Genomic DNA, 24,421 nt, shown 5'->3' on the forward strand with positions numbered 1-24,421 from the left:
CAGGCGCCGCCGCGCCGCGCCACACGTCATCAAACGCAAGATGCCCAAGTGGCACGTCAAACGCGCCCACCACCACGCCTGGCCACAGCCCCAGCAACCGCCCACCTACCAGATCAGAGCCCTTAACTGAACGGTATTGGGGCTAGCCAGGCCCCGCTTCTTCACCCCTCACGGGCATCCCGCCACCACCCCCGCCCGGACCTATGCCGGCTAGCTGTGACCGACACCCGGTGCCATGGCGACTACCCGTGCCGACTCGCAGATTGGCGCGATGTCGACCGCGTGTCCCTCGGGGTAGCGCAGAGGGTGTCGGCGTGTCGATACCGGGAGTGGCGCGGCGATGCAGCGTCATCTCTGATCCTCTGCCAGCTGGACGGCCGGCCTCGCGCCGAGAGCCGGGGGGAAGGCTCGATCGAGCAACGAAGTCGACCGCCGTTCTCAAGTGTGCAACGCGGCCGTCAGGAAGTCATTCGACGGTGCAGACCGCACGTGGCATCGCTTCGCGGTCGCCAGAACTGAGCTCAGGTGAGCTCCTGGAACAGCGTGATTTGCAGGTCGGCGGGGCCTGCGAGGCGCAAGTTGAGGTAGTGGTCCACGGTGTGCATGTCGGTGATGCCAGGACGGCGATGCCGGTTGCCTTGAGCTCAGCCCTGGTGGTCGCGACGTCGGCGACCTCGAAGGTGTCCCCGACACGGGGGCTCACCCGGCGCCCGACATCGACGATGTCGATCAAGGTGACCTGCTCAGGGGCTGTCTACCGCCGAGAACGGGACGGGCTCGTGCTCGAATCTGCTCCGTCACTGCTCCGTGGAACGCTGCCAGACGACGGTCAGTGTCGCGACTTGGTGAGCACGGAGCGACGGGTTCGAGGGCAGCTCGATGAGCTGCCCTCGAACCCGCCGGATCACAGTGTCGGCTCGAGTTTGAAGTCGGATTTGTGCTTGGTGAGCCAGTCTTCGAGGGACTGGAGGGCCGGGTTGAGGTCGCGGACCTTGGTGAGGTTGCGGTCGCCGGTGAAGCGGGCGGAGTCCTCGGCGTAGAACTGGAACATGTTGGCGATTTCTACTGCCAAGGGGAATTGCAGGGCGCGGAACTCGTCCCAGGTCAGGGGCTGATAGGTGATGTCCTCGCCCAGGGTGTCCTTGAGCGCCGCGGTCAGGGCTGCGGCGTACTGATCGCCGGTCAGGTGGTCGCCGGCGATGCTGACCGTCTGGCCGATCAGTTCGGGGCCGCGGCGGAACACGCCGAGGGCGGTGCGGCCGATGTCTTCCGAGGCGATTCCGCTCAGGGGCTGGTCGGCCATCGGCATGTTGAGGATCAGTTTGCCGTCGGCGTTGCGGACCGGCTCCATCCCGCTGATCAGCGAGTCGAAGTAGAACGTCGTACGGAGGAAGGTCGTCGGTACGCCGTACTTCGTGAAGAGCGCGTCCGCCTCGCCCTTCGCGTCGAAGTGGGGGACCTTGTAGCGGCCGGTGTCCAGGCTCGGTACGTCGTCCCGGCCGGCGAAGAACGGCCGGGTGTCCTCGAGTGTCGACCAGATCAGGTGCGTGACGCCGGCGTCACGCGCGGCCTGCGCGGCGGTCTCGGCCTGGGCGAGCTCCATCTCGGCGCGAGACCGGGCCGCCTCCTGCTCGGGAGTCCGCTCGGCCCAGTAGTTCGTCACCACGAAAGCGCCGTACGCGCCGTCGAATGCGGCCCGCACGCTCGCCTCGTCGTCCAGATCGGCCGCGACCACCTCGGCGCCGGCGGCCGCGAGTTCCTTCGCCTGGGCGGAGTCCGGGTTCCGGGTCAGCGCCCGTACGGCGAACTCGTGCGAGGGATCGTCGAGGATCGCCCGGGCCAGTCCGCCACCCTGCGCTCCGGTGGCTCCGACGACGGCGATCAGCTTCTTCTCACTCATATCCAGCAACTCCAGAGATTGGGTTGATGTGTCAACTCCACCGATCGTAGCTCGTCTGGTTGATGTGTCAACCCGACCAGGTAGGATGGGGTTGTGGGCAAGGAACCGTGGCTCGACGACGACGAGCAGAAGGCGTGGCGCAGCTATCTGCTCATGCACAAAACGCTGGAGACGCACCTCGAGCGCCATCTCCAGCGCGAGTTCGGCCTGTCCAAGTCGGACTTCGAGATCCTGGTCAACCTGTCCGAGTCCGAGACCGGCCGGATGCGGGCCTTCGAGCTGGGTCAGCTGACCCAGTGGGAGAAGAGCCGGATGTCGCACCACCTCAGCCGGATGGAGAAGCGCGGCCTGATCAGCAAGGAGTCCTGCGACTCGCGGTACCCGGAGATCGCCATCACCGAGGCGGGGAGGGCCGCGATCAAGGCGTGCGCACCGGCCCACGCGGCTCGGGTCCGGGAGTTCTTCGTCGACGTCTTCGGCCCGGACCGCCTGGCGGTGCTCGGTGAGGTGTCGGACGACATCGTCGAGGCGATCGGCAAGCACTGCCACACCGACTGCCCGCCGGCGGTCAGCGGTCTCGACGCATCCTGAGGAGAGCTCTCAGAGAGCTTTCAGCAGGACTTGATGGTCGCTTGACGTTCTCTTGGAGTGCGGCTGAGGAGCCTCCGGCGAGGCTGAGGCCATGGTCACCACAGACGCGTTCGACGAATCCCACGCCGCCCGGGCGGGCGCTCCGGTAGCTGCGCGGTCCGCACGCGCCCGGTGGTTGCGCCGGGCCGGCGCCGCCGCGATCGCGACGGCCGTCCTCGGCATCGGCGGCACCGGCCTCTCGGTCGCCATCGTGTCCGCGCGGCAGTCCGGCTCCGGCGGCACCGGTACGACGGCGACCTCCACCGGCTCCGACGACTCGGGCTCGAGCAGCTCCGGCTCCGGTTCGAGCAGCAACTCCGGCTCCGGTTCGAGCTCCGACGACTCCAACAGCTCGGGCAGCGGGCTCGGCTCGGCGAGCTCCGGCTCCACGTCGCAGGGTGGGAGCAACGGATCATGACCGCGTCCCGGACCTGGTCGGCCTGGAGCTGCACGGTCCGCCTGACGGTTGACGACCCCGCCGTCCTCGGTGCCGTGTGCGGTGAGCTGAAGGCCCTGATGGATTGCGTCGACAAGGCGGCCAGCCGGTTCCGCCCGGACTCCGAGCTGTCGATTGTCAACAATCGGGCCGGGGCCCTCGTGCCGGTCTCGCGGCTGCTCGTCGACCTCGTCGACGTGAGCCTGGTCGCTGCCTCGATGAGCGGCGGCGCGGTCGACCCGACCGTCGGCTCGGCGGTGATCGCCGCCGGCTACGACGACGACATCGAGGCGGTACGGCGGAGATTCCCGCAGCCGGCCGGTGACGCGAAGCCGGTCCCGGGCTGGCAGAGCGTCCAGCTCAACCGCAAGCTCGCCCTGCTCGGCGTACCGAAGGACTCCGCGCTCGACCTCGGCGCCACCGCCAAGGCCTGGACCGCCGACCGGGCAGCCCTGGTACTCAGCAAGCGCTACGGCTGTGCAGTCCTCGTCGAGATCGGTGGTGACCTGCGGGCCGCGGGCAAGCCGGCCGAGCCTTGGGTCATCACCGTCGCCGAACGCGCCGGAGACCCCGGAGTCCTCGTCAGCCTCGCGCACGGCGGCCTGACCACGTCGACCCGGACAGCACGCCGCTGGCAGACCCCGACCGGCTACGGGCACCACGTCATCGACCCGCGCACCGGACGCCCCGCGGACGGCCCTTGGCGAACCGCATCCGTCTGGGCTCCGACTGCCGTACGCGCGAATACCTTCAGTACGGCGCTTGTCGCCACTGGCGACGCGGCCGTCGGGCGACTGACGCTGGCGGGTCACCCGGCCCGGCTGGTCGCCGACGACGGTGACGTCACCGAGCTGTCGGGCTGGCCGGCTGCGAGCAGGGCCGCCTGATGACGCTGTGGTACCTGGCCCGCGCGGCCGGAATCGTCGCCATGATCATGTTCACGCTGTCGGCCGCCCTCGGCATGGTCATGTCCGGCAGTCGCCGGCCGGAGCGTCGGTTCTGGCTGCAGTACGTGCACCGCTCGGCTGCGGCCACCGGACTGGTCCTGCTGACCACTCACGTCATAGCCGTGATCACCGACAGCTTCGTCGCTATCAGTCCGACGGTCCTGATCTGGCCGTTCGGTTCCGGCTATCGGCCGTTCGCGATGGTGGTCGGCGTGCTCGCCCTGTACGGGATCGTGCTCACATCCGTCGTCGGGGCCGCACGAGGTCGCTTGGCTCGGTCAGCGTCCTTCACCAAGCACTGGCGGACGATCCACATCGCCGCGTCGGTCGGCTGGCTGCTGTCCATCGGGCACGCACTCCTGGCCGGAACTGACCGCGGTACGCCGTGGATGCTCGCCATCACCATCGGCTGCCTGACCGCGGTCGGTGCAGCCGCTGCCTACCGCGTCCGCGCCACCACGTCTCCGAACCTTGCCCGTGCCTGGAGGGCCCAATGACGATGACCATGCAGGACACGAGAGTCATCGGTCAGGCCCGAGTGCTGGCCGGACTCGACCAGGGCCGACTGGACCGGCAGCGTCACCTCTGGATCCACGGAGTCCAGCCGGAGCTGACTCGCGAGGACTACACCAGGCTGTCCGAAGCAGTCGGACTCAGAGGACGCGGTGGCGCGGCCTTCCCGGTCGCCCTGAAGCTCGCGGACCTGCCGGCCAAGGGCGTCGAGGCTGTCGTCGTCAACGGCTCGGAGAGCGAGCCGGTCAGCCGCAAGGACCGCCTGCTCCTCACCCTTGCGCCACACCTCGTCCTGGACGGCGCCACCAGCCTGGCTCACGCACTCGGCGCGCCTCACGTGCTGATCGCCGTGCACGACGCGGCCGCGGCCATGTCCGTCCGTGCGGCACTGATGGAGCGTGATGACGGTCTGGCGATCGAGGTGACTGACACACCCGGTCGCTTCGTCGCGGGCGAGGCTCGTGCGGTGCTGAGTGCGCTGGAAGGCGGTCCCGCCGTACCGCCTGGTCGGAGGGTGCTGCCGACGCGCAAGGGCTACCACCGGCGCCCGACCTTCTTGTCGAACGTGGAGACGTTCGCGCAGCTCGCCGTACTGGCGCGCCTCGGGGCCAGAGGGTTCAGTGACACCGGACTGATCAGCGAGCCGGGCACGCAGCTGCTGACGATCGACGGGGCTGTGCAATGGCCTGGTGTGATCGAGACCCCGACCGGTGTGCCATTGGACACAGTGCTCCAGTTCGCCGGCGCGGTACCCGGGCCGGTGCTGCTCGGCGGCTACCACGGCAGCTGGCTGCCGCGGACCGATGGGCTGACACTGCAGAGACCGGAAGTGTCCGCGGGCATCATCCTGGCGCTCGGCGTGGACACTTGCCCGATCGGTGAGGTGCATCGGGTCGCTCAGTGGCTCGCAAGTCAGTCGGCGGGGCAGTGCGGTCCGTGTGTGTTCGGACTGGCGTCGCTGGTCGACGACTTCGACAGGCTGGTCAAGGGCGATCCGGCCGGTTGGCACGACGCCCAGCGGCACCTGGGGCTGATCCCGGGCCGGGGTGCTTGTGCGCACCCGGACGGCTCAGCGCGATTCCTCGGATCGGCACTCGAAGTCTTCGGTGAAGACGTGCGGCTGCACCTCGCCGGTGGCGGTTGCGGAAGGCCGGTCCGGGGAGTCCTTCCGGTCCCGGGAGGTGCGTCGTGAACAAGCTGGAGATCGACTGGACGCGCTGCGACGGGCACGGCCTCTGCGCCACCTTGCTGCCGGACGACATCGTTCTCGACGAGTGGGGATTCCCGGTCCTGAGAGGCCGCGAGATCACCGCCGGTGAACTGCCGGACGCACGCCGCGCAGTGCTGGCCTGTCCCGCCCTGGCACTGCGACTCAACGGACCGGTCAAGCGTCCGTGACAGGCTCGTCCCAACATCACACCAGTGACAAAGGTGGACTAGTCTCTGAGTGACCGCACAACGTCGTGCGGTCCGGCGACGAGCCGCGCCGAGGTCACGTGTGGAGACGGTGGGGAATGCAGAGCAAGCTGGACGTCCAGAAGGCGGATGTGCTCGCCAAGGCGGTGGCCGCGGGGACACATGGGCATGACAAGTCGGTGGACCCGGCGAAGCTGAAAACCTTCCTGGAGCGGTACTACCGGCACGTCGCCGCCGAGGACGTGGCCGAGCGGCAGCCGAACGACTGTCTGGGCGCGGCACGGCATCACTACAAGACCGCGATGTCCCGCCCGCAGGGTACGGCGAAGGTGCACGTCTTCACGCCGACCCTCGAGGAGTACGGCTGGTCGGCGAACGGCCGGACCGTGGTCGAGATCGTCATCGACGACATGCCGTTCCTGGTCGACAGCGCCGCGATGGCGATCACCGAGCACGGCCTCGAGATGTTGTTGCTGATCCACCCCCAGTTCGTGGTCCGCCGGGATATCGCCGGCACCCTGCACGAGGTCCTCGACGACACCGAGGCGGCGGACGGGCACGACCTGGTCCGGGAGAGCTGGATGCACCTGGAGATCGAGCGGATCGCGGACGCCGCCGAGCACCGCGCCCTCGAGCAGGAGCTGCAGAAGGTGCTGCACGACGTGCGCGAGGCGGTCGAGGACTGGCCGAAGATGCACGAGAAGGCGGTCTCCATCGCCGAGTCGCTGAACGCGGCCGACCTGCCGGTCGGCGAGAACGAGGTGGAGGAGGCGCGCGAGCTGCTCGAGTGGCTGGCCGACGAACACTTCACCTTCCTCGGCTACCGCGAGTACGACTTCACCATGGAGGGTGACCAGGGCATCCTGCGCGGCCGGCCCGGGACCGGGCTCGGCATCCTCCGGCCGGACCCCAAGCCGGGGTCGGGCAAGCTCCCGCCCGAGGCGAGCGCGCGGGCGCAGGAGCGGAAGCTGCTGATCCTGACCAAGGCCAACTCGCGGTCCACCGTGCACCGGTCGACGTACCTGGACTATGTCGGCATCAAGCAGTTCGACGCGAACGGCGAGCCGGTCCGGGAGTGCCGTTTCATCGGTCTGCTCTCGTCGACGGCGTACACCGAGAGCGTGATGCAGGTGCCGGTGCTGCGGCGCAAGGCGCTGGAGCTGTTCCGGATGACCGGGTTCGACCCCAACAGCCACAGCGGCAAGGGTCTGCTCGACGTCCTCGAGACCTACCCGCGCGACGAGCTGCTGCAGGCGCCGGTGGAGGACCTGCTGCCGATCGTGCAGTCCGTGCTGCACCTGCAGGAGCGGCGTGCGGTCAAGCTGTTCGTCCGGCGGGACGTCTACAACCGGTACCTGTCCTGCCTGGTGTACCTGCCGCGCGACCGCTATACCACCGCGGTCCGGCTGAAGATGCAGCAGATCCTGAAGGACGCCATCGGCGCGGAGAGCGTCACCTACGCCGCCTACGTGACCGAGTCCGTGCTCGCTCGCGTGCACTTCGTCGTCCGGATGAAGCAGGGAGAGACGGTCGGTGAGTACGACGCCGACCTGCTCGAGCAGAAGGTGATCGAAGCGACCCGCGCCTGGGCGGACGACTTCACCGCGGCTCTGCACGCGCAGGGTGGCGACGGTGCGGTCACCCAGCTGGCCCGGCGGTACGCCAACGCGTTCCCGGAGGCCTACAAGGAGGACTTCGACGCCCGCGTCGCGGTCAACGACGTCAACGTGCTGCAGAGCCTCCCGGCCGAGAACGGTCTGGCCATGTCGCTCTACAGCCCGATCGACGAGGAGTGGGAGGGCGAACGCCGCTTCAAGGTCTTCCGGACCGGTACGGCGCTCTCCCTGTCGCAGGTGCTGCCGCATCTGACCCACATGGGTGTCGAGGTGATCGACGAGCGCCCGTACGAGATCCGCTGCGACGACGGCACCGCGGCGTACATCTACGACTTCGGACTCAAGGCACCGGAGGACACCGAGGAGCGTGAGGAGCTGCGCAAGCTCTTCTCTGACACGTTCAAGGCGGTCTGGGACGGCCGGGCCGAGTCGGACGCGCTGAACGCGCTGGTACTGCGTGGCAGCCTCAGCTGGCGCCAGGTGTCGATCCTCCGCGCCTACCGCAAGTACATCCGGCAGGGCGGCACACCGTTCAGCCAGAGCTACATCGAGAACGCGTTCCTGACCCACGTGGACATCGCGAGTCTCCTGGTCCAGCTGTTCGAGGCCAGCTTCGACCCGGCGCGCGGTGCTGTCGACGACCCGGACCGGACGAGCCGGGTGGCCCAATTGGAGAAGGAGATCCTGGCCGCGCTGGACACGGTGAAGAGCCTGGACGAGGACAGGATCCTGCGCTCCCACCTGACCGTGATGAAGGCGACGCTGCGGACCAACTACTACCAGCCCGGCCCGGACGGCCGGCCGCGGTCCTACATCTCACTGAAGCTGGAGCCGAAGGCGATCCCGGACCTGCCGCAGCCGCGGCCGGCGTACGAGATCTTCGTGTACTCACCGCAGGTCGAAGGTGTGCACCTGCGCTTCGGCGCCGTCGCACGCGGCGGGCTGCGCTGGTCGGACCGGCGGGAGGACTTCCGGACCGAGGTGCTCGGCCTGGTGAAGGCGCAGATGGTGAAGAACTCGGTGATCGTGCCGGTCGGTGCGAAGGGCGGGTTCTACGCCAAGCAGCTGCCCGACCCGGCCGTCGACCGGGACGCCTGGCTGGCCGAGGGCATCGCGTCGTACAAGACGTTCATCTCCGGGCTGCTCGACATCACCGACAACATCGTTGCCGGGGACATCGTTCCGCCGAAGGACGTGGTCCGGTACGACGGCGACGACGCCTACCTGGTGGTTGCCGCCGACAAGGGCACGGCGACGTTCTCCGACATCGCGAACGGGGTCGCGAAGGAGTACGGCTTCTGGCTGGGTGACGCGTTCGCCTCCGGCGGCTCGGTCGGGTACGACCACAAGGCGATGGGCATCACCGCCCGTGGCGCGTGGGAGTCGGTCAAGCGGCACTTCCGCGAGCTGGGCCACGACTGCCAGACCGAGGACTTCACCGTCGTCGGCGTCGGCGACATGTCCGGTGACGTGTTCGGCAACGGGATGCTGCTGTCCGAGCACATCCGGCTGGTCGCGGCGTTCGACCACCGGCACATCTTCCTCGACCCCGACCCGGTGGCGGCCACGTCGTTCGCCGAGCGGCGGCGGCTGTTCGACCTGCCGCGGTCGTCGTGGGCCGACTACGACGCGTCGCTGATCTCCGCCGGTGGTGGGGTCTTCCCGCGGACCGACAAGGCGATCCCGATCTCGGCCGAGGTTCGCGACGTCCTCGGTCTCGACGGCAGCCCGGCGACGCTGACGCCGGCCGAGTTGATGAACGCGATCCTGAAGGCGCCGGTCGACCTGTTCTGGAACGGCGGCATCGGCACCTACGTCAAGTCGACCGCCGAGTCGAACGCCGACGTCGGCGACAAGGCCAACGACACGATCCGGATCAACGGCGCCGAGCTGCGCGCCCGCGCGGTCGGTGAGGGCGGCAACCTGGGCTTCACCCAGCTCGGCCGGATCGAGTACGCCGCCGGTGGCGGCCGGATCAACACCGACTTCATCGACAACGTGGCCGGCGTGGACACCTCCGACCACGAGGTGAACATCAAGATCCTGCTGGACAAGGTGGTCGCCGACGGCGACCTGACGGAGAAGCAGCGCAACGACATCATCGCGTCGATGACCGACGAGGTCGGCGCGCTGGTGCTGAAGAGCAACTACCGGCAGAACATCGCGCTGGCCAACGCGACCGCGCAGGCGCCGGCCCTGCTGCACGTCCATCAGGACTGGGTACGGCGGCTGGAGCGGCAAGGACTGCTGGACCGGCAACTCGAGTTCCTGCCGAGCGTGGCCGAGTTCAAGAAGCGCAAGGCGGAGGGGCGCGGGCTCACCTCGCCGGAGTTGTCCGTGCTGATCGCGTACACCAAGATCGTGATGGCGGCGGAGTTGCTCAAGACGTCGCTGCCGGACGACGAGTTCCTGGCGCACAAGCTGGCCAGCTACTTCCCGAAGGCGATCCAGGAGCGGTTCGGCGAGCAGATCCAGGGCCACCAGCTGCGGCGCGAGATCATCACCACCCAGGTGGTGAACGAGTTCGTGAACACCTCCGGCATCACGGCGTTCCACCGGCTCTCGCTGGAGACCGGCGGGTCGGTCGAGGACGTCGTGCGCTGCAATCTGGCCGCGTCGCGGATCTTCTCGCAGCCCGAGCTGCTGTCCCGCAACGCCGAGCTGGACCACATCGTCGACGCGGCGGTCCAGACGCACATGCGGCTGGAGACCCGGACGCTGGTCGAGCGCGCGACCCGCTGGCTGGTCAGCAACCGGCGCCCACCGCTCGACATCGACGACCTGATCGAGTTCTTCGGTCCCGGTATCGCCAAGCTCACCGCGGCGCTGCCCGAGCTGCTGCGCGGCCGCGAGCTGGCGCTGTTCGAGCAGCGCCGGGAAGCCCTGGTGCAGAAGGGGGTTTCGCCCGATTTCGCGACCAGGATCGCGGTGCTGCCACCGGCGTACGCAGGGCTGGGTGTGGTCGAGACCGCGTCGCGCGACGACATCGACATCCTCGAGGTCGCCAAGGTGCACTTCGCGCTCGGCGAGCGGCTCCAGTTGGGCCGCTTCCTGGAACGCATCATCGGCCTGCCGCGCACCGACCGGTGGCAGACGATGGCGCGCGCCGCGCTGCGCGACGACCTGCACGCGGTGCATGCCCGGCTGACCCGTCAGGTGCTGGCCACGACCGACGCCTCGGCCGAGCCCGAGGACCGGGTCATCACCTGGCAGGACCAGAACGCGATCGCCCTCTCGAGGGCCGCGTCGATGCTCGAGGAGATCGTCGACACCGACGGCCCGGAGCTGGCCCAACTGTCCGTCGGCCTCCGCCTGGTCCGGACCCTGATCGCGAATCAGGCCTGACCGTCGCCGCGCCGACCTCGTCGCCCGGCTTGCGACAATGCGGGTGTGCGAAGACTCGTGGACCTGGTTGGCGCGGCTGAGTATCCAGGGCGCGGTCTCGCCTTGGGCCGGGATCGGGACGGTGCCGGGTTCGCCGCGTACTGGCTGACCGGGCGCAGTCCGGCGTCGAAGCGACGGAAACTGGTCGTGTCCGCGGACGAGATCGTCGTACAGGACGTCTCGGGCGGATCCAGCGACGACCTGCGGCACTACACCGCCGCCGTCCGTGGCGACGGCTGGATCGTCGTCGGCAACGGGACACAGGTCAGCGAGCTGGCGGAGGCGCGCGCGGCCGGACGCGACCTGCAGTTGGCCCTGCGCGACCAAGCCTACGAGCCGGATCCGCCGATCCAGACTCCGCGAATCTTCGCGACCGCGTCGACCGACGGGACCGGCATCACGATCGGTTCGGCCCGCTCCCTGCCCGGCGCGGAGGGCCTGGTGCAGCATCCGTCGCTGTACATCCCCGAGTTGCCACCTGCCACGGCCGTCACCATCAGCACGTACGCCGGAACCGCCGCCGGCGTGATCGCCTCCGGCATCCCGGAAGTCGTGTCCACCGACGCCGCCTGGACGTCGGTCGCCGATCTCGTCTGGGGCCGGCTCGACCCGGGTCTGCGCGTCGCCCTCTTCGTAGTGCCGCTCGACGCGCCGAGCTTCGCGGACGCGATCCAGCGCTAACCGGTGCCGCCGGTCAAGGCCGGACTCGCGCCACCCAGCACCTGGCACAGGACCGAGCAGGCGACGACGCGCCGTGCGCCGCTTGACCATCGTGGCGTGCTGGGGTTGACCGAGACGTAGCCATATTGGTGCACTGGCCAAAGGTGTTGCCGACGGCAACAGTCAAGGAGCCGTAGGTTCTAGCGGCAACGTGATAGCTCGTGTCACTCCAGCGTTGTCCACAAGTCCGCATCGTTGTGGATAACCTTGGTCGCTGGAATCCCTTGAAAACAAGGGCCTCCGGGTTTGAAACTGTCGGTGGCGCCGCCTACAGTTTGTGTATGGAGATTCTCGGACAGCGACCGGTGTGGTCGATGAGCGGCAGCGACATGCTGTCGACCCTCGACGCCACCTACGCCGAGATTGCCCGTTTGGAAACCTCCGCCCTGCACCTCATCGCCGGCCTCGAGACCACCGGCCACGCCCAGGAACTCGGCGCCGGCACCACCGCCCGGCTGCTGACCTTCCGCTACCGCATCGACGCCACCAAGGCCCGCCGTGACATCCACCTGGCCACCAGCCTCGACAAGTACCCGGCCGTCGCCGCCGCCCTCCCCAACCCCGACCACCCCGCCGCCGCAGCCACCGACCACGACACCAGCACGCACAGCACGGACGACGCGGACGACCACGGTGCAGGCGAAAACGGTGCAGGCGAGGACCGTGCGGGTGCGGATGATGCGGGTGTGGATGGTGCGGGCGAGGGTGGTGCGGGCGAGGGTGGTGCGGGCGAGGGTGGTGCGGGCGAGGGTGGTGCGGGCGAGGGTGGTGCGGGGGTGGGGGTGTTGTTGCATCCGGCGCAGGCCGAGGCGATCGTGTCCGCCCTGGACAAGGTCCCGACCACCGTCGCGGCCGACGACCTACGGGTCGCCGAACAGCAACTGGTCGAACTCGGCCGCACCCACGGCCCGCTCGACCTGCGCCGGGCCGGCCGGCTCGTCCGCGACCGCCTCGACACCGACGGCCCCGAACCCGCCGAACAAAAGGCCTACGATCGTGAGTCGCTCACCCTGAAGAATGCCGACAACGGCGTCGCGTTCACCGGGTACCTGGCCAACGAGAACGCCGAACTGTTCCGCACCCTCATCCACACCCACGCCAAGCCCCACAAAACCATCGACGGCGCCCTCGACCCCCGCCCCCGCACCAAACGCCAAGCCGACGCCCTCACCACCCTCCTCACCACCCCAGGCGCCACTACCACGGCCGCCACCACAGGCGCCGCCACGGCCGCCACCCTAAGGAGTCACGCGTCCGCAGGCACCGCCGCCACCGCGCCCGCAGAGACCGCCACCACTACGGACAGCACACCGGCGGGGACCGCCACCACCACGGAGAACGCGGGCAGCGCGGGCAGCGATGCGGCCCACAAGAACAGCGGCGGGTCAGTTCCCGGGCACGGCTCGAAGCCGCACATCACCGTCACCATCGACTTCAATGACCTCAAGGCCGCCACCGCCGACAAACTCGGCCACCTGATCTACGGTGGCGGCCTGTCCGCGGCCACCATTCGGCGACTCGCGTGCGACGCCCACATCCTGCCCATCGTGCTCGGCTCGGACTCCCAGCCGTTGGATGTCGGCACCACCGTGCGGCTCGCGACCGGCCCGATCCGCAAAGCCCTGATCGCCCGCGACAGGGGTTGTGTCTGCTGCGGCGCCCCACCCCTGTACTGCGACGCCCACCACGTGAAGTCGTGGATCGACGGAGGGGAAACCAAGATCACCAATCTCGTGCTCTTGTGCAAACGGTGTCACCGTGACCTGCACGCGGGCCACTGGACCATCCAGATCGCCAACGGCGTCGTCGATGTCGCCCGCCCGGCTTGGGCCACCCCCGGCCCCGTCCCCCGCGACAGATACCGGTCACCAACCACCGCACCCAACACCACCAAACCGACACCCCGCTCATCCCCGCGCGGAGCAGCCGACGCGACCACACTCGGCGTGACCACACCCGGCGCACCCGCCCGCGCCTGGCCACGCGACACCGACCCACCCTGGATCACCGCCGAGGACGCCGCACGCCTCAACCCCTGGGGCGACACCCCCGACGAACGACCCGTGCGCGCCCGGCCGCGCTCATCCGCCACCGACTTCGATCCGTGGGGCGAAGGCTCCGGCGACAAGACTCGCGGCGTACCCACCGCGCCAGGCGAGAACGAGCCAGCCGAGAACGAGCCGGCCGACAAACGGCTGGTGAGTACAGGCAATGTCTGGGGCGATGCCGTGGGTCCGATCCCGAACGCTGATCGCGGCAGCAAGCCGCGCACAGATACCCGTGGCGCCTTCGACCCGTGGGGTGATCTTGAGTCCGACTCCGCCACTGGCCCACGGCGTGCCGACGACGGTCCGAGACTCGACCGCCGCACTGCAGATCTATCAGGCGGGGATGGGCCGGAGTCTGCCGACGGCGTCGTTCTTGGTGACGACGGTCCGAAGCTCGACCGCCACACCCCCGACCCATGGGGCGACTCCACGGAGCTTCGTGACGCTGCCACCACCGCGGCGTAAGCCCGAGGAGCAAGGGTTCTGCTGGGTCACCCGGCCCTCAACCCCCTGCGCCGGCGGCCCGGCTGATAGCCAACGGCTCGTCACAAGCAGGTGGGCCTGGATCCGGCCGGTGCTTGCCACGCTGATCGGAGGACCTCAGGCACTGCCCACTCGCGTGAACCCAGGTCGTGCATTGGTCAGCCTGTACGGCGATGACGTGTCCCCAGACCTGGTGGCTGGGCACGTCAGGAGACACCACCGCAGCGGCGAGGGGAGAAACGACGCTCTGCCTGACCTGGTGCCGGCGCCCGCTCGGCGGTGCGGGACACCTGTCTAGGCCACTGTTGACAATGACCTCGGATCTCGGAGAGGTTTGATCCCGAACCCGCCCTCGGACCCGAGCACGAACTGGCGCAGGCGACGTCACCGACCCCTCGCACCCGACGCCGTGGTGAGTGATGGCAACCAGTGGTGGCGACGTGACGCCAAGCACTCTGGGGGAGTGAGGCATGGTTTCGTCTCGTCCGAAACCATCACTGCAGGTGTCGTAGCACTCGCTGTACTGATCGGTGGACTCCACGTCCCACCGGCCGCGACGGCTGATCCGAAGAAGCCGAAGGCGGTGTCGGCCGAGGATTCGGTCGTCACCGTTGCGAGCAGATCGGTTCCGCAACAACTCGATCCGTCCACCGCCGGCATCGATCGTCCGCAGCGACGACAACCAAGGCCGTCTGGCCGGCCGCCGGCACCAAAACAGTCGATCTCACCGGCTCCAGCAGCTCTCGCAGCCTCACCGGCCCTAGCAGCTCTCGCAGCGCTGGAGCCGTTTCCTTGCAACCGGTCGCCGGTGGTCCCGAGCAGGTGACTGTGGCGACCTACGACCACCAGGTTGCAGAGAAGCCGGTCACGGTGTCGCACTGAAGCTGACCCGGGCCGCCGGCAGCCGCGGGCCGCGCCGGTCGGCGTCACTGTCGACGTGGCCGGGTTCGGCACCGCGTACGGCGGCGACTTCGAGTCGCGGCTGCGTCTGATCGCCAAGCCCGCTTGCGCTCTCACCACTCCGGCCTCGGCCGCGTGCGCCGCGAGTACGCCGGTTCCGAGCAAGGTCGACCTGGTCGACCAGAAGCTCTCTGGCACCCTGCCGGCTGCCCGGCCGGTGTACGTCGTCGCCGCCGCCCCGAACGGCGAAGCCGGCTCGTACACGGCGACCAAGCTGGCCTCGTCGAGCAAGTGGTCCGTGGGCTTGCAGTCGGGTGATTTCAACTGGAGCTATCCGATCCCGAAGGTCGCGGCGATCTCCGGCAAGGCTCCGGACCTCGACCTCTCCTGCTCGTCGCGATCCGTCGATGGCATGACCGCCTCGGAGAACGCCCAGCCCTCGTTGGCGGGCCCCGGCTGGAACCTGGACACGCCGTACCTCGAGCGCCGGTGCAACGGCTGCTCCGACGACCGCGGCGACACCGGCGACCTGCTGGGCCGGCGACCAGCTGATGCCGTCCTCGAAGGCACCTCGTCCGCCCTCGAAGGCACCTCGTCCGAGCTCGTCAAGGACAAGGCCGCCGCCGGTGACGTCTGGCGAGCCAAGCAGGACCCAGGCTGGCGGGTCGAGCGTAAGAGGAACGCGGACAACGGTGACGACGATGGCGAGTACTGGGTCGTCCAGACGCCGCAGGGCATGACGTTCACCTTCGGCCGCGGCAAGCAGGCGACCACGGGTACGGCGACCAACTCGGTCTTCACCGTGCCGGTCTTCGGCGACGACGAGGGCGAGCCGTGCCACAAGGGCAGTGTTCAGGACTCCTGGTGCACCCAGGCGTGGCGCTGGAACCTCGACGGCGTGGTCGATGCCCTCGGCAACAGTACGACGTACTTCTACGACGTCGAGAAGACCGCCCGCAACCGGCGAGTCCGGCAAGTCGACCGAGTACATCCGCGGCGGTCAAGTCCGCGACATCGTCTACTCGCAACGCTCCGGCGACGAGGGTGCGACGGCACCCGCGCGACTCCACTTCAGTACGGACCTGCGCTGCATCGAGGCCGCCTCGCCGGGGACCAAAAGTGGCAACTGGATCGGTGATCACCAGCCGGTCTCCCGCACGGTTCCGCCGGGTACTCCGGAGGCGTTGTATCCGCACTGTCAGGCCTGCAGCAACGCGATGGGGTTGTGGATCATCAACCTGATCCGGCAGGGCAAACTGTGAATCTCGACAACGATCAGGAGGAGTTCCCGGTGCTGACAGCCGCGTGGGAGGCCGAGTTCCCGTACGGCGTGCTGCTCATCACCGACGCGGAGTCGACGGAGCAGGTCCCGTCCTGGGACTCGCCTGAGGAGCCGGTCGCCGCCAGTGGGCTGGTCGTCCGCATCCGGCACGCGGACGAGGGCGAGGTGACCGTGCGCGTCGTCGACTCGCCAGGCGACGCCGCCGGCGGCCAGATCTTCGCTGGTGAGCTCGAGGTGAAGAGCGGCGTACTGAAGATCTCGGACGCGCTGTCGGCTGCCCACCGAGGTCCAGGTCACACCTGGTCCGGTGCTGGTGCAGATCTACGCCGACTCGACCGTGGAAGCGTCCAGTCTGTCTGTAGTGCTGACCTGAGTGATACCCCGGTCAGCGTTCGGAGACGATGACGTCTACTGAGTATTGGTCGGCTCGGTAGCAGTGGTTGCCGTATTCGACCGGGGAGCCGTCGGCGGCGTAGGCGGAGCGGGTCATGGTGACGAGGGGCTCGGCCTTGGACATGTGCAGGGTGCGGCGCTCGTCGGCGGTGGCGTTGCGGGCGCCGATCCGCTGGCGGGCGACCGTGGGGCGGATCCCGCGGGCCCGGAGTACGGCGTACAGGCCGGTGCTGGTGAGTTCCTCGAGGCTCAGGTCCTTGAGTGCCGGAGGCAACCAGTTGCGCATGATCGCGAGCGGGAGGTCGTCGGCGTACCGGAGCCGGACGATCGACACCAGCGGCGTCCCGGGCGCGAGCTCGAGCACGGCGGCCGCGCGGTCGTCCTGGGCCTCGCAGTCGAGCGAGAGCACCTCGGTCCGCGGCGTCCGGCCCTCGCGTTCCAGGTCGTCGTACAGGCTGGTCAGCTCGGCCTTGCGGTGCACCATCTGGTTCGCGACCGTGGTGCCGATGCCGCGGCGGCGGATCAGCAGGCCCTGGTTGACCAGCTCGGCGATCGCCCGCCGCACCGTCGGCCGGGACAGGCCGAGGCGGTCCGACATGGCGATCTCGTTCTCGAACGCGTCGCCCGGGTGGAGTGAGCCACCGGTGATGGCAGCCGTCAGTTGCTCGGCCAGTTGGTGATAGAGCGGCACCGGACTGGTCCGATCGATGCTGACCGGAAGGGCAACCATGGCGGGGATGTTACATGAGGAAGGTATGTATGTCTCGACGTGAAAATGTGTTAACAAACTATTGACACCTCTTCCGTCGGCCGGGAAAGTTGCGGGCAACGAGCACAGGGCCGTGGCGCGGCAGCATGAACAGAGAGGTCGACAGATGCGGATCGGGTTGGTCGGGGTGGGACGGATCGGGGCGTTCCATGCCGCGACGCTGAAGGCGTTGCCGGCGGTGGATCAGTTGGTGGTTGCGGACGCCGATGCGGGCCGCGCCGAGCTGGTCGCCAAGGACCAGGGTGTCGCGTTCGCGCCGGATGTCGAGGCGTTGCTGGCGAGCGGGCTGGACGGTTTCGTGATCGCGGCCGCGACGGCCGCGCACGCGGACCTGATCGCCGCCGGAGTCGCGGCCGGCCTGCCGACGTTCTGCGAGAAGCCGGTCGCCATCGACCTCGCCGAGACCCTGCGGGTGGTCGAGCTGGTCGAGGGTTCCGACGTACCGGTGCACATCGGCTTCCAGCGCCGCTTCGACTCCGGGTACCAGGCGGCCGCCGCCCAGGTGCGGTCCGGAGAACTCGGATTCATCCACCACATCCGGGCGAACACGAACGACGCGTTCCCGCCGGCGAAGGAGTACATCGCGACCAGTGGCGGCTTCTTCCGCGACTGCACCGTGCACGACTTCGACATCATCCGGTACGTCACCGGCCGCGAGGTCGTCAGCGTCTTCGCCACCGGCGCGAACCGCGGTGAGTCCTTCTTCAGCGACTACGGCGATGTCGACGCGGCCGCCGCCCTGCTCACCCTCGACGACAACACCTTCGTCGCCGTGAGCGGGACGCGGTACAACGCCGCCGGCCACGACGTCCGGATGGAGATCCTCGGCAGCCTCGGCTCGGTCGCGGTCGGTCTGGACGAGCACACCGCGTTGCGCTCGGCCGAGGCCGGTGTCACCTTCCCCGGCGGAGTGTCGCACGCGACGTTCATGGATCGGTTCCGCCCGGCGTACGTCGCCGAGCTGACCGCCTTCACCGAGGTCGTGGCCGGCACCCGCGAGGTGCCGTGCACGGTCCGCGACGCCTACCAGGCGTTCCGCACCGCGGACGCCTGCGAACTCTCCCGCCGCGAGAACCGCGTCGTCACCCTCGACGAGATCGCATGAGCCACGACCGCTCGAAACCCGCATCGACAACAGAGGAGATCGGCCGATGACTGACCTTGCTCTCCGGATCGCCGGAGCCCCGATCTCCTGGGGCGTCTGCGAGGTCCCGGGGTGGGGCTGGCAGTACGACCCGGGGACGGTACTGACCCAGATGCGTGAGGTCGGTATCGCGGCGACCGAGTTCGGACCGGACGGGTTCCTGCCCAATGATCCGGCCGAGAAGGCGAAGACCCTGGCCGACCTGGGCCTGCGAGCCGTCGGCGGCTTCGTCCCGGTCGTCCTGCACGACCCGGCGCACGATCCGTCCGACGAGGTGGCCAAGGCCCTCGAAGGTTTCGTCGCATCCGGCGCGACCACCCTGGTCCTCGCCGCCGCGACCGGCCAGAAGGGGTACGACGATCGCCCGGTGCTGAACGAGGCCGGCTGGAACACCTTGCTGGCCAACCTGGACGAGCTGTCCGCGCTGGCCGCGGACCGTGGCGTGCTGGCCACGATCCACCCCCACGTCGGCACCATGGTCGAGAACGCCGACGACGTCGATCGCGTCCTGCGCGGTTCGTCGATCGGACTCACTCTCGACACCGGGCATCTCCTGATCGGCGGCGTCGACCCGGTCGAGCTGACGCTACGGAACACGGCGCGGATCAAGCACACCCACCTCAAGGACGTCGACGCCCAGTGGGCCGCGAAGGTCCAGGCCGGCGAGGTGAGCTACACCGACGCCGTCCGCCAGGGCATGTACCGCCCGCTCGGCGCGGGTGACATCGACCTCGCCACGATCGTGACCACGCTGGAGAACGCCGGGTACGACGGCTGGTACGTGCTCGAGCAGGACACGATCCTGGCCGGCCCGCCGGCCGATGAGGGACCGGTGGCCGACGTCCGGGGCAGCATCGAGCACCTGCAGGCGATCGCGGGTGGGGTCTGATGGCGCACGACGTACTCACGATCGGGCGGATCGGGGTCGACCTGTACCCGTTGCAGGTCGGTACGCACCTGGAGGACGTGACGTCGTTCGGGAAGTTCCTCGGCGGCAGCGCGACGAACGTGGCGGTCGCCGCGGCACGGCACGGGCGCAGGTCGGCGGTGATCAGCCGGACCGGCAACGATCCCTTCGGGACCTTCATCCACCGGACCCTCGGCGAGCTCGGCGTGGACGATCAGTTCGTCGCCCCGGTCGACGGGTTGCCGACGCCGATCACGTTCTGCGAGATCTTCCCACCGGACAACTTTCCCTTGTATTTCTATCGATTCCCGAAGGCGCCGGACCTCGTCATCAACCCGTCCGAGCTCGACCTCGACGCGATCCGGGACGCCCGGATCTACTGGTCGACCGTGACCGGGCTGTCGGCGGAGCCGTCCCGGTCGGCGCACTTCGCCGCCTGGGAGGCGCGCGGACGCAGGCCGATCACGGTGCTCGACCTGGACTACCGGCCGATGTTCTGGGCCGATCCGGGCGAGGCGCACGAGCAGGTCAGCCGCGCGCTCGACCACTGCACCGTTGCCGTCGGCAACCGTGAGGAGTGCGAGGTCGCGGTCGGCGAGACCGATCCGGACAAGGCCGCCCAGGCGCTGCTGGACCGCGGGCTCGACCTGGCCGTCGTCAAGCAGGGTCCGCGCGGCACCCTCGCCCGGACCCGGGACGAGCGGGTCGAGGTACCGCCGTTCCCGGTCGAGGTCGTGAACGGTCTCGGTGCCGGTGACGGGTTCGGCGGCGCGCTCTGCCACGGGTTGCTGTCCGGCTGGCCGCTGGAGAAGATCATCCGCTTCGCCAACACCGCCGGCGCCATCGTCGCCTCCCGCCTCGAGTGCTCCACCGCCATGCCCACCACCGCCGAAGTCCTCTCCTCCATGGGTGATGAAGCATGATCTCTGACCCGAATCCCGACGCCCGCCGGCCGGCACCTGGTGCGTATTCCGCCTCTCCCGACGGCCTGACGACCGTCATCGCGGACCTCGACCTGCCCACCGAGCAACCGGTACCGCAGGCCGGGTATCCGGCCGCGCAAGGATTCGGCAGCCGGCTCGCGGAGCTGACCGAGATCCGCGTCCGCCATCCGGAGCGCGTCGCCGAAGCCTGGCAGCAGCGCCGGACCCGCGCGCTGGTCGGCGACGACGGCCGGCTGCTGATCGTGGCGGCCGATCACCCGGCGCGGGGCGCGCTCGGCGTCCGCGGTGACCGGATGGCGATGGCCAGCCGGCCCGACCTGATCGACCGGCTGCTGACCGCCTTGCACCGGCCCGGTGTCGACGGTGTCCTCGCGACCCCCGACGTACTCGAGGATCTGTTGCTGCTCGGCGCGCTCGAAGGCAAGGTCGTCATCGGGTCGATGAACCGCGGCGGCCTGCAGGGCGCGTCCTTCGAACTCGACGACCGCTTCACCGCCTACCGCTCCGCGGCGGAGATCGCCGCCCGCCGGCTCGACGGCGGCAAGATGCTGACCAGGATCGACCTGGCCGACCCGGGCACGGTGGCCACGCTGGATCACAGCGCCGCCGCGGTCACGGGGCTGGCCGACCACAAGCTGATGGCGATGGTGGAGCCGTTCTGGTCCACCCGCACCGACGACGGGCGCGTGACGAATCTGCTCGACCCGGACTCGGTGATCAAGTCGATCCAGATCGCCTCCGGTCTCGGCGCGACCAGCGCGTACACCTGGCTCAAGCTGCCGGTCGTCGACGACCTCGAGCGGGTGATGGAGGCGACGACCCTGCCGACGCTGCTGCTCGGTGGCGACCCGACCGGCGCGCCGGAGGCAACGTACGCGGCCTGGGGAAAGGCGCTGATCCTGCCCTCGGTCCGTGGCCTCGTCGTCGGCCGGGCGCTGCTGTTCCCGCCCGACGGTGACGTGGCGGCCGCGGTCGACCAGGCCGCGGCCCTCGTCCACGGAGGTGCCGCATGACCGAGCGTAGCGAGGGAATCAATAAACGCAGCCCGACTTGTGCCTCATGGGCGCCCGGAGCGAAGCGAGGACGTCCATGAGTCGGTGGTTCCGGCCGCGGGGTTCCACGGCGCGCGACGGCTTCGAGTTGATGGTCCGGCCCGGTGAGCGGGACTGGCACCACACCGGGCTCTCGATCCGCACGTTGCTTCCCGGTCAGTCGGTGGAGATCGACACCGGCGACTGCGAATACCTCGTCCTCCCGTTGAGTGGCTCGGCCGAGGTGATCGTCGACGGCGAGACCGTGCCGCTCGGCGGGCGCGCCGACGTCTTCGCCGGCCCGACCGACCTCGCCTACGTGCCCCGCGGTACGACGTTCGCGGTCGTCAGCGCCGGTGGCGCCCGGGTCGCCTTCCCGAACGCGAAGGCAGCCCGCGACTACCCGTTCCGCCGGCTCGGTGTCGAGCAGGTGGAGACGGAGCTGCGCGGTGCCGGCGTCGCCTCCCGGCAGGTCCGGAACTTCGGTACGCCGGGTGTCCTCGAGGCGGACTCGATCATCGCCTGCGAGGTGCTCACCCCGGCCGGCAACTGGTCGTCGTACCCACCGCACAAGCACGACGAGCACAAGCCTGGCCACGAGAGCGAGCTCGAGGAGATCTACTACTTCGAGCTGCAGCTGTCGGACGACGTACCGGAAGGTGTCAAGGGCAACGATCCGATCGGCTACCAGCGGGTCTACGGCACCGAGGACCGGCCGATCGACGTGCTGGCCGAGGTCCGCAGCGGCGATCTGGTGCTGGTCCCGCACGGCTGGCACGGCCCGGCGATGGCGCCGCCCGGTTACGACATGTACTACCTGAATGTGATGGCCGGGCCTGGCACTGAACGCCAGTGGCTGATCACCGACGACCCGCAGCACGCGTGGGTCCGCGAGCTGTGGAACACCCAGCAGGTCGACCCCAGACTTCCCCTTGGAGAGCAGCGATGACGACAGGGCTGTCCCGGACCGTGCGGCTGACCGTCGCCCAGGCACTGGTGCGCTTCCTGAGCGTGCAGTACTCCGAGCGCGATGGCCAGCGGCAGAAGCTCTTCGCCGGATGCTTCGGCATCTTCGGGCACGGCAACGTCGCCGGTGTCGGCCAGGCGCTCCTGCAGTCCGAGCTGGCCGACCCCGAGGCGCTGCCCTACATACTGGCCCGCAACGAGCAAGCGATGGTGCACACCGCGGCGGCGTACGCGCGGACCACGAACCGGCTGCGGACCTACGCCTGTACGGCGAGCATCGGACCCGGCTCGACGAACATGCTGACCGGTGCCGCGCTCGCGACGGTCAACCGGCTGCCGGTCCTGCTCCTGCCGTCGGACACGTTCGCCACCCGGGTCGCGACCCCGGTGCTGCAGGAGCTGGAGAACGTCGGCGCCGGCGACATCAGCGTGAACGACGCGTTCCGCCCGGTGTCGCGGTACTTCGACCGCGTCAGCCGGCCCGAGCAGCTGCCGTCCGCGCTGCTGAACGCGATGCGTGTGCTCACCGACCCGGTCGAGACCGGCGCGGTCACCCTGGCGCTACCGCAGGACGTGCAGGCGGAGGCGTACGACTGGCCGGAGGAGCTGTTCGCCGAGCGCGAGTGGCATGTGGCGCGACCATTGCCTGAGGCAAGCATCCTCGACCAGGCGGCCACGCTGATCCGCAACTCCCGGCGTCCGTTGATCGTCGCCGGTGGCGGCGTGGCGTACGCCGAGGCGAACGACCTACTGCGGACGCTCGCGGAGGCGACCGGGATCCCGGTCGGGGAATCCCAAGCAGGCAAGGGATCGCTGCGCTACGACCACCCGCAATCGGTCGGAGCGATCGGCTCGACCGGGACGACTGCGGCGAACGAACTCGCCGAGTCGGCCGACCTCGTGATCGGTATCGGCACCCGCTACGCCGACTTCACGACCGCATCCAGGACCGCGTTCCAGAACCCCGACGTACGGTTCGTGAACATCAACGTGGCCAGGTTCGACGGCGGCAAGCACGCCGGTCTGCCGGTGGTGGCCGACGCCCGCGAGGCGCTGACCGCGCTCACGACCGCGCTCGACGGGTGGTCGGTCGACGACGACTACCGGGCGGAGACCGCGCGGCTGGCGAGCGAGTGGGACGCGATCGTGGAGCAGGCGTACAACCCGCCGGCCGAGGTGACCGGCAAGCTGGCCGCCGGTCTGCTCACCCAGGGCGAGGTGCTGGGCTCGGTGAACGAGTTGTCCGATCCACGCGACGTCGTCGTCTGTGCGGCCGGCTCGATGCCGGGCGACCTGCACAAGCTCTGGCGGACCCGCGACGGCAAGGGCTACCACGTCGAGTACGGCTACTCCTGCATGGGCTACGAGATCGCCGGCGGGATCGGCGTACGACTCGGCGCCCCGGACCGGGACGTATTCGTGATGGTCGGCGACGGCTCCTACCTGATGATGTCGACCGAGTTGGTCACCGCGGTGCAGGAGAACGTCAAGGTGATCGTCGTCCTGGTCCAGAACCACGGGTTCGCCTCGATCGGCGCGCTGTCGGAGTCGCTCGGCTCCCAGCGGTTCGGTACGTCGTACCGCTACCGCACCGGGGACGGCCGGCTGGACGGCGACCACCTGCCGGTCGACCTGGCCGCGAACGCCCGCAGTCTCGGCGTCGAGGTGATCGAGGTCGAGAGCCGGGCCGAGTTGGAGAAGGCGATCGGGATCGCGAAGGCCGCGGCCGGGCCGGTGCTGATCCACGTCCGGACCGATCCGTTGATCGGTGCCCCGGACAGCGAGTCGTGGTGGGACGTCCCGGTCAGCGAGGTGTCGACGCTCGAGTCGACGATTGCCGCGCGGACGGCCTACGAGGAGTTCAAGGCCGGCCAGCGCACCTACGTGGCACCGGTGACGTACACACGGGAGACGGAGGACTGATCGGTGGCGGACAGACTCACTTTTCGGGGACACGCGAATCCACGGGCCGGAGGCTCTTCGGCTCTGCAG

19 protein-coding genes are annotated in these 24,421 nt (G+C 69.1%); 17 read left to right on the top strand and 2 right to left on the bottom strand.

Annotated features, from left to right (window positions below; translation table 11 throughout):
* Positions 1-904: 904 nt before the first annotated feature.
* A complete protein-coding gene (locus ACXC9Q_RS40670; RefSeq protein ID WP_457062274.1) occupies positions 905-1,900 on the bottom strand; it encodes an NmrA/HSCARG family protein in 996 nt (331 codons plus the stop codon).
* Positions 1,901-1,993: 93 nt separating this feature from the next.
* On the opposite strand from ACXC9Q_RS40670, the gene ACXC9Q_RS40675 reads away from it, so the two are divergent.
* From ACXC9Q_RS40675 to ACXC9Q_RS40725, 11 genes are all read left to right on the top strand, one after another.
* Positions 1,994-2,491: a MarR family winged helix-turn-helix transcriptional regulator gene (locus ACXC9Q_RS40675; protein ID WP_457062276.1), complete on the top strand. Its 498-nt coding sequence runs from the start codon at positions 1,994-1,996 to the stop codon at positions 2,489-2,491.
* Positions 2,492-2,582: 91 nt separating this feature from the next.
* Positions 2,583-2,948, top strand: a complete 366-nt coding sequence (locus tag ACXC9Q_RS40680) for a hypothetical protein (RefSeq protein WP_457062278.1) — start codon at positions 2,583-2,585, stop codon at positions 2,946-2,948.
* Entirely contained in the window at positions 2,945-3,853 is a 909-nt protein-coding gene (locus tag ACXC9Q_RS40685) for an FAD:protein FMN transferase (protein ID WP_457062280.1), read from the top strand. The genes ACXC9Q_RS40680 and ACXC9Q_RS40685 overlap by 4 nt, the downstream gene beginning before the upstream one ends.
* The gene (locus tag ACXC9Q_RS40690) at positions 3,853-4,410 is read left to right on the top strand and encodes a hypothetical protein (RefSeq protein WP_457062281.1); all 558 of its coding nucleotides are present in this window, start codon (positions 3,853-3,855) and stop codon (positions 4,408-4,410) included. Before ACXC9Q_RS40685 ends, ACXC9Q_RS40690 begins: the two co-directional genes overlap by 1 nt.
* Positions 4,407-5,618 carry an NADH-ubiquinone oxidoreductase-F iron-sulfur binding region domain-containing protein gene (locus ACXC9Q_RS40695; protein WP_457062283.1) on the top strand — a complete coding sequence of 404 codons (1,212 nt, stop codon included), beginning with the start codon at positions 4,407-4,409 and terminating at the stop codon, positions 5,616-5,618. Before ACXC9Q_RS40690 ends, ACXC9Q_RS40695 begins: the two co-directional genes overlap by 4 nt.
* Positions 5,615-5,824, top strand: a complete 210-nt coding sequence (locus tag ACXC9Q_RS40700) for a ferredoxin (RefSeq protein WP_457062285.1) — start codon at positions 5,615-5,617, stop codon at positions 5,822-5,824. Before ACXC9Q_RS40695 ends, ACXC9Q_RS40700 begins: the two co-directional genes overlap by 4 nt.
* Before the next feature lie 116 nt (positions 5,825-5,940).
* On the top strand, positions 5,941-10,803 hold the full coding sequence (locus ACXC9Q_RS40705; protein WP_457062287.1) for an NAD-glutamate dehydrogenase: 4,863 nt from the start codon (positions 5,941-5,943) through the stop codon (positions 10,801-10,803).
* 45 nt (positions 10,804-10,848) lie between these two features.
* Positions 10,849-11,523 (top strand): IMP cyclohydrolase, encoded by a 675-nt coding sequence (locus ACXC9Q_RS40710; protein WP_457062289.1) that lies wholly within the window; start codon positions 10,849-10,851, stop codon positions 11,521-11,523.
* A gap of 320 nt (positions 11,524-11,843) precedes the next feature.
* Positions 11,844-14,075, top strand: a complete 2,232-nt coding sequence (locus ACXC9Q_RS40715) for a DUF222 domain-containing protein (RefSeq protein ID WP_457062290.1) — start codon at positions 11,844-11,846, stop codon at positions 14,073-14,075.
* A 955-nt stretch (positions 14,076-15,030) separates the two neighbouring features.
* Complete coding sequence (locus tag ACXC9Q_RS40720) at positions 15,031-16,131, top strand: hypothetical protein (RefSeq protein ID WP_457062292.1); 1,101 nt, start codon at positions 15,031-15,033, stop codon at positions 16,129-16,131.
* A 153-nt stretch (positions 16,132-16,284) separates the two neighbouring features.
* A complete protein-coding gene (locus tag ACXC9Q_RS40725; protein WP_457062294.1) occupies positions 16,285-16,680 on the top strand; it encodes a hypothetical protein in 396 nt (131 codons plus the stop codon).
* Here ACXC9Q_RS40725 and ACXC9Q_RS40730 read toward each other — a convergent pair.
* Positions 16,661-17,398 carry a GntR family transcriptional regulator gene (locus ACXC9Q_RS40730; protein WP_457062296.1) on the bottom strand — a complete coding sequence of 246 codons (738 nt, stop codon included), beginning with the start codon at positions 17,396-17,398 and terminating at the stop codon, positions 16,661-16,663. The two genes, ACXC9Q_RS40725 and ACXC9Q_RS40730, sit on opposite strands and share 20 nt — an antisense overlap.
* A gap of 145 nt (positions 17,399-17,543) precedes the next feature.
* Between ACXC9Q_RS40730 and ACXC9Q_RS40735 the strand changes: the two genes are divergently transcribed.
* The 6 genes from ACXC9Q_RS40735 (at position 17,544) to iolD (ending at position 24,352) form a co-directional block, all read left to right on the top strand.
* Positions 17,544-18,542, top strand: coding sequence for a Gfo/Idh/MocA family protein (locus tag ACXC9Q_RS40735; RefSeq protein WP_457062298.1), 999 nt, complete (start codon positions 17,544-17,546; stop codon positions 18,540-18,542).
* Positions 18,543-18,588: 46 nt separating this feature from the next.
* Positions 18,589-19,470 (top strand): sugar phosphate isomerase/epimerase family protein, encoded by an 882-nt coding sequence (locus tag ACXC9Q_RS40740; RefSeq protein WP_457062300.1) that lies wholly within the window; start codon positions 18,589-18,591, stop codon positions 19,468-19,470.
* A complete protein-coding gene (gene iolC / locus ACXC9Q_RS40745) occupies positions 19,470-20,411 on the top strand; it encodes a 5-dehydro-2-deoxygluconokinase (RefSeq protein ID WP_457062301.1) in 942 nt (313 codons plus the stop codon). The genes ACXC9Q_RS40740 and iolC overlap by 1 nt, the downstream gene beginning before the upstream one ends.
* Positions 20,408-21,445 (top strand): Cgl0159 family (beta/alpha)8-fold protein, encoded by a 1,038-nt coding sequence (locus ACXC9Q_RS40750; RefSeq protein WP_457062303.1) that lies wholly within the window; start codon positions 20,408-20,410, stop codon positions 21,443-21,445. Before iolC ends, ACXC9Q_RS40750 begins: the two co-directional genes overlap by 4 nt.
* 76 nt (positions 21,446-21,521) lie before the next feature.
* Positions 21,522-22,412 carry a 5-deoxy-glucuronate isomerase gene (iolB, locus tag ACXC9Q_RS40755; protein ID WP_457062305.1) on the top strand — a complete coding sequence of 297 codons (891 nt, stop codon included), beginning with the start codon at positions 21,522-21,524 and terminating at the stop codon, positions 22,410-22,412.
* The gene (iolD, locus tag ACXC9Q_RS40760) at positions 22,409-24,352 is read left to right on the top strand and encodes a 3D-(3,5/4)-trihydroxycyclohexane-1,2-dione acylhydrolase (decyclizing) (protein ID WP_457062307.1); all 1,944 of its coding nucleotides are present in this window, start codon (positions 22,409-22,411) and stop codon (positions 24,350-24,352) included. The genes iolB and iolD overlap by 4 nt, the downstream gene beginning before the upstream one ends.
* Positions 24,353-24,421 lie beyond the last annotated feature (69 nt).

It is taken from the genome of Kribbella sp. CWNU-51 (genome assembly GCF_054073265.1).

Coding starts and splice junctions, on each gene's coding strand:
- ACXC9Q_RS40715 (WP_457062290.1), top strand. CDS start 11,844: ATGGAGATTCTCGGACAGCGACCGGTGTGGTCGATGAGCGGCAGCGAC.
- ACXC9Q_RS40730 (WP_457062296.1), bottom strand. CDS start 17,398: ATGGTTGCCCTTCCGGTCAGCATCGATCGGACCAGTCCGGTGCCGCTC.
- ACXC9Q_RS40695 (WP_457062283.1), top strand. CDS start 4,407: ATGACGATGACCATGCAGGACACGAGAGTCATCGGTCAGGCCCGAGTG.
- ACXC9Q_RS40680 (WP_457062278.1), top strand. CDS start 2,583: ATGGTCACCACAGACGCGTTCGACGAATCCCACGCCGCCCGGGCGGGC.
- iolB (WP_457062305.1), top strand. CDS start 21,522: ATGAGTCGGTGGTTCCGGCCGCGGGGTTCCACGGCGCGCGACGGCTTC.
- ACXC9Q_RS40670 (WP_457062274.1), bottom strand. CDS start 1,900: ATGAGTGAGAAGAAGCTGATCGCCGTCGTCGGAGCCACCGGAGCGCAG.
- ACXC9Q_RS40750 (WP_457062303.1), top strand. CDS start 20,408: ATGATCTCTGACCCGAATCCCGACGCCCGCCGGCCGGCACCTGGTGCG.
- ACXC9Q_RS40685 (WP_457062280.1), top strand. CDS start 2,945: ATGACCGCGTCCCGGACCTGGTCGGCCTGGAGCTGCACGGTCCGCCTG.
- ACXC9Q_RS40690 (WP_457062281.1), top strand. CDS start 3,853: ATGACGCTGTGGTACCTGGCCCGCGCGGCCGGAATCGTCGCCATGATC.
- ACXC9Q_RS40705 (WP_457062287.1), top strand. CDS start 5,941: ATGCAGAGCAAGCTGGACGTCCAGAAGGCGGATGTGCTCGCCAAGGCG.
- iolC (WP_457062301.1), top strand. CDS start 19,470: ATGGCGCACGACGTACTCACGATCGGGCGGATCGGGGTCGACCTGTAC.
- iolD (WP_457062307.1), top strand. CDS start 22,409: ATGACGACAGGGCTGTCCCGGACCGTGCGGCTGACCGTCGCCCAGGCA.
- ACXC9Q_RS40735 (WP_457062298.1), top strand. CDS start 17,544: ATGCGGATCGGGTTGGTCGGGGTGGGACGGATCGGGGCGTTCCATGCC.
- ACXC9Q_RS40740 (WP_457062300.1), top strand. CDS start 18,589: ATGACTGACCTTGCTCTCCGGATCGCCGGAGCCCCGATCTCCTGGGGC.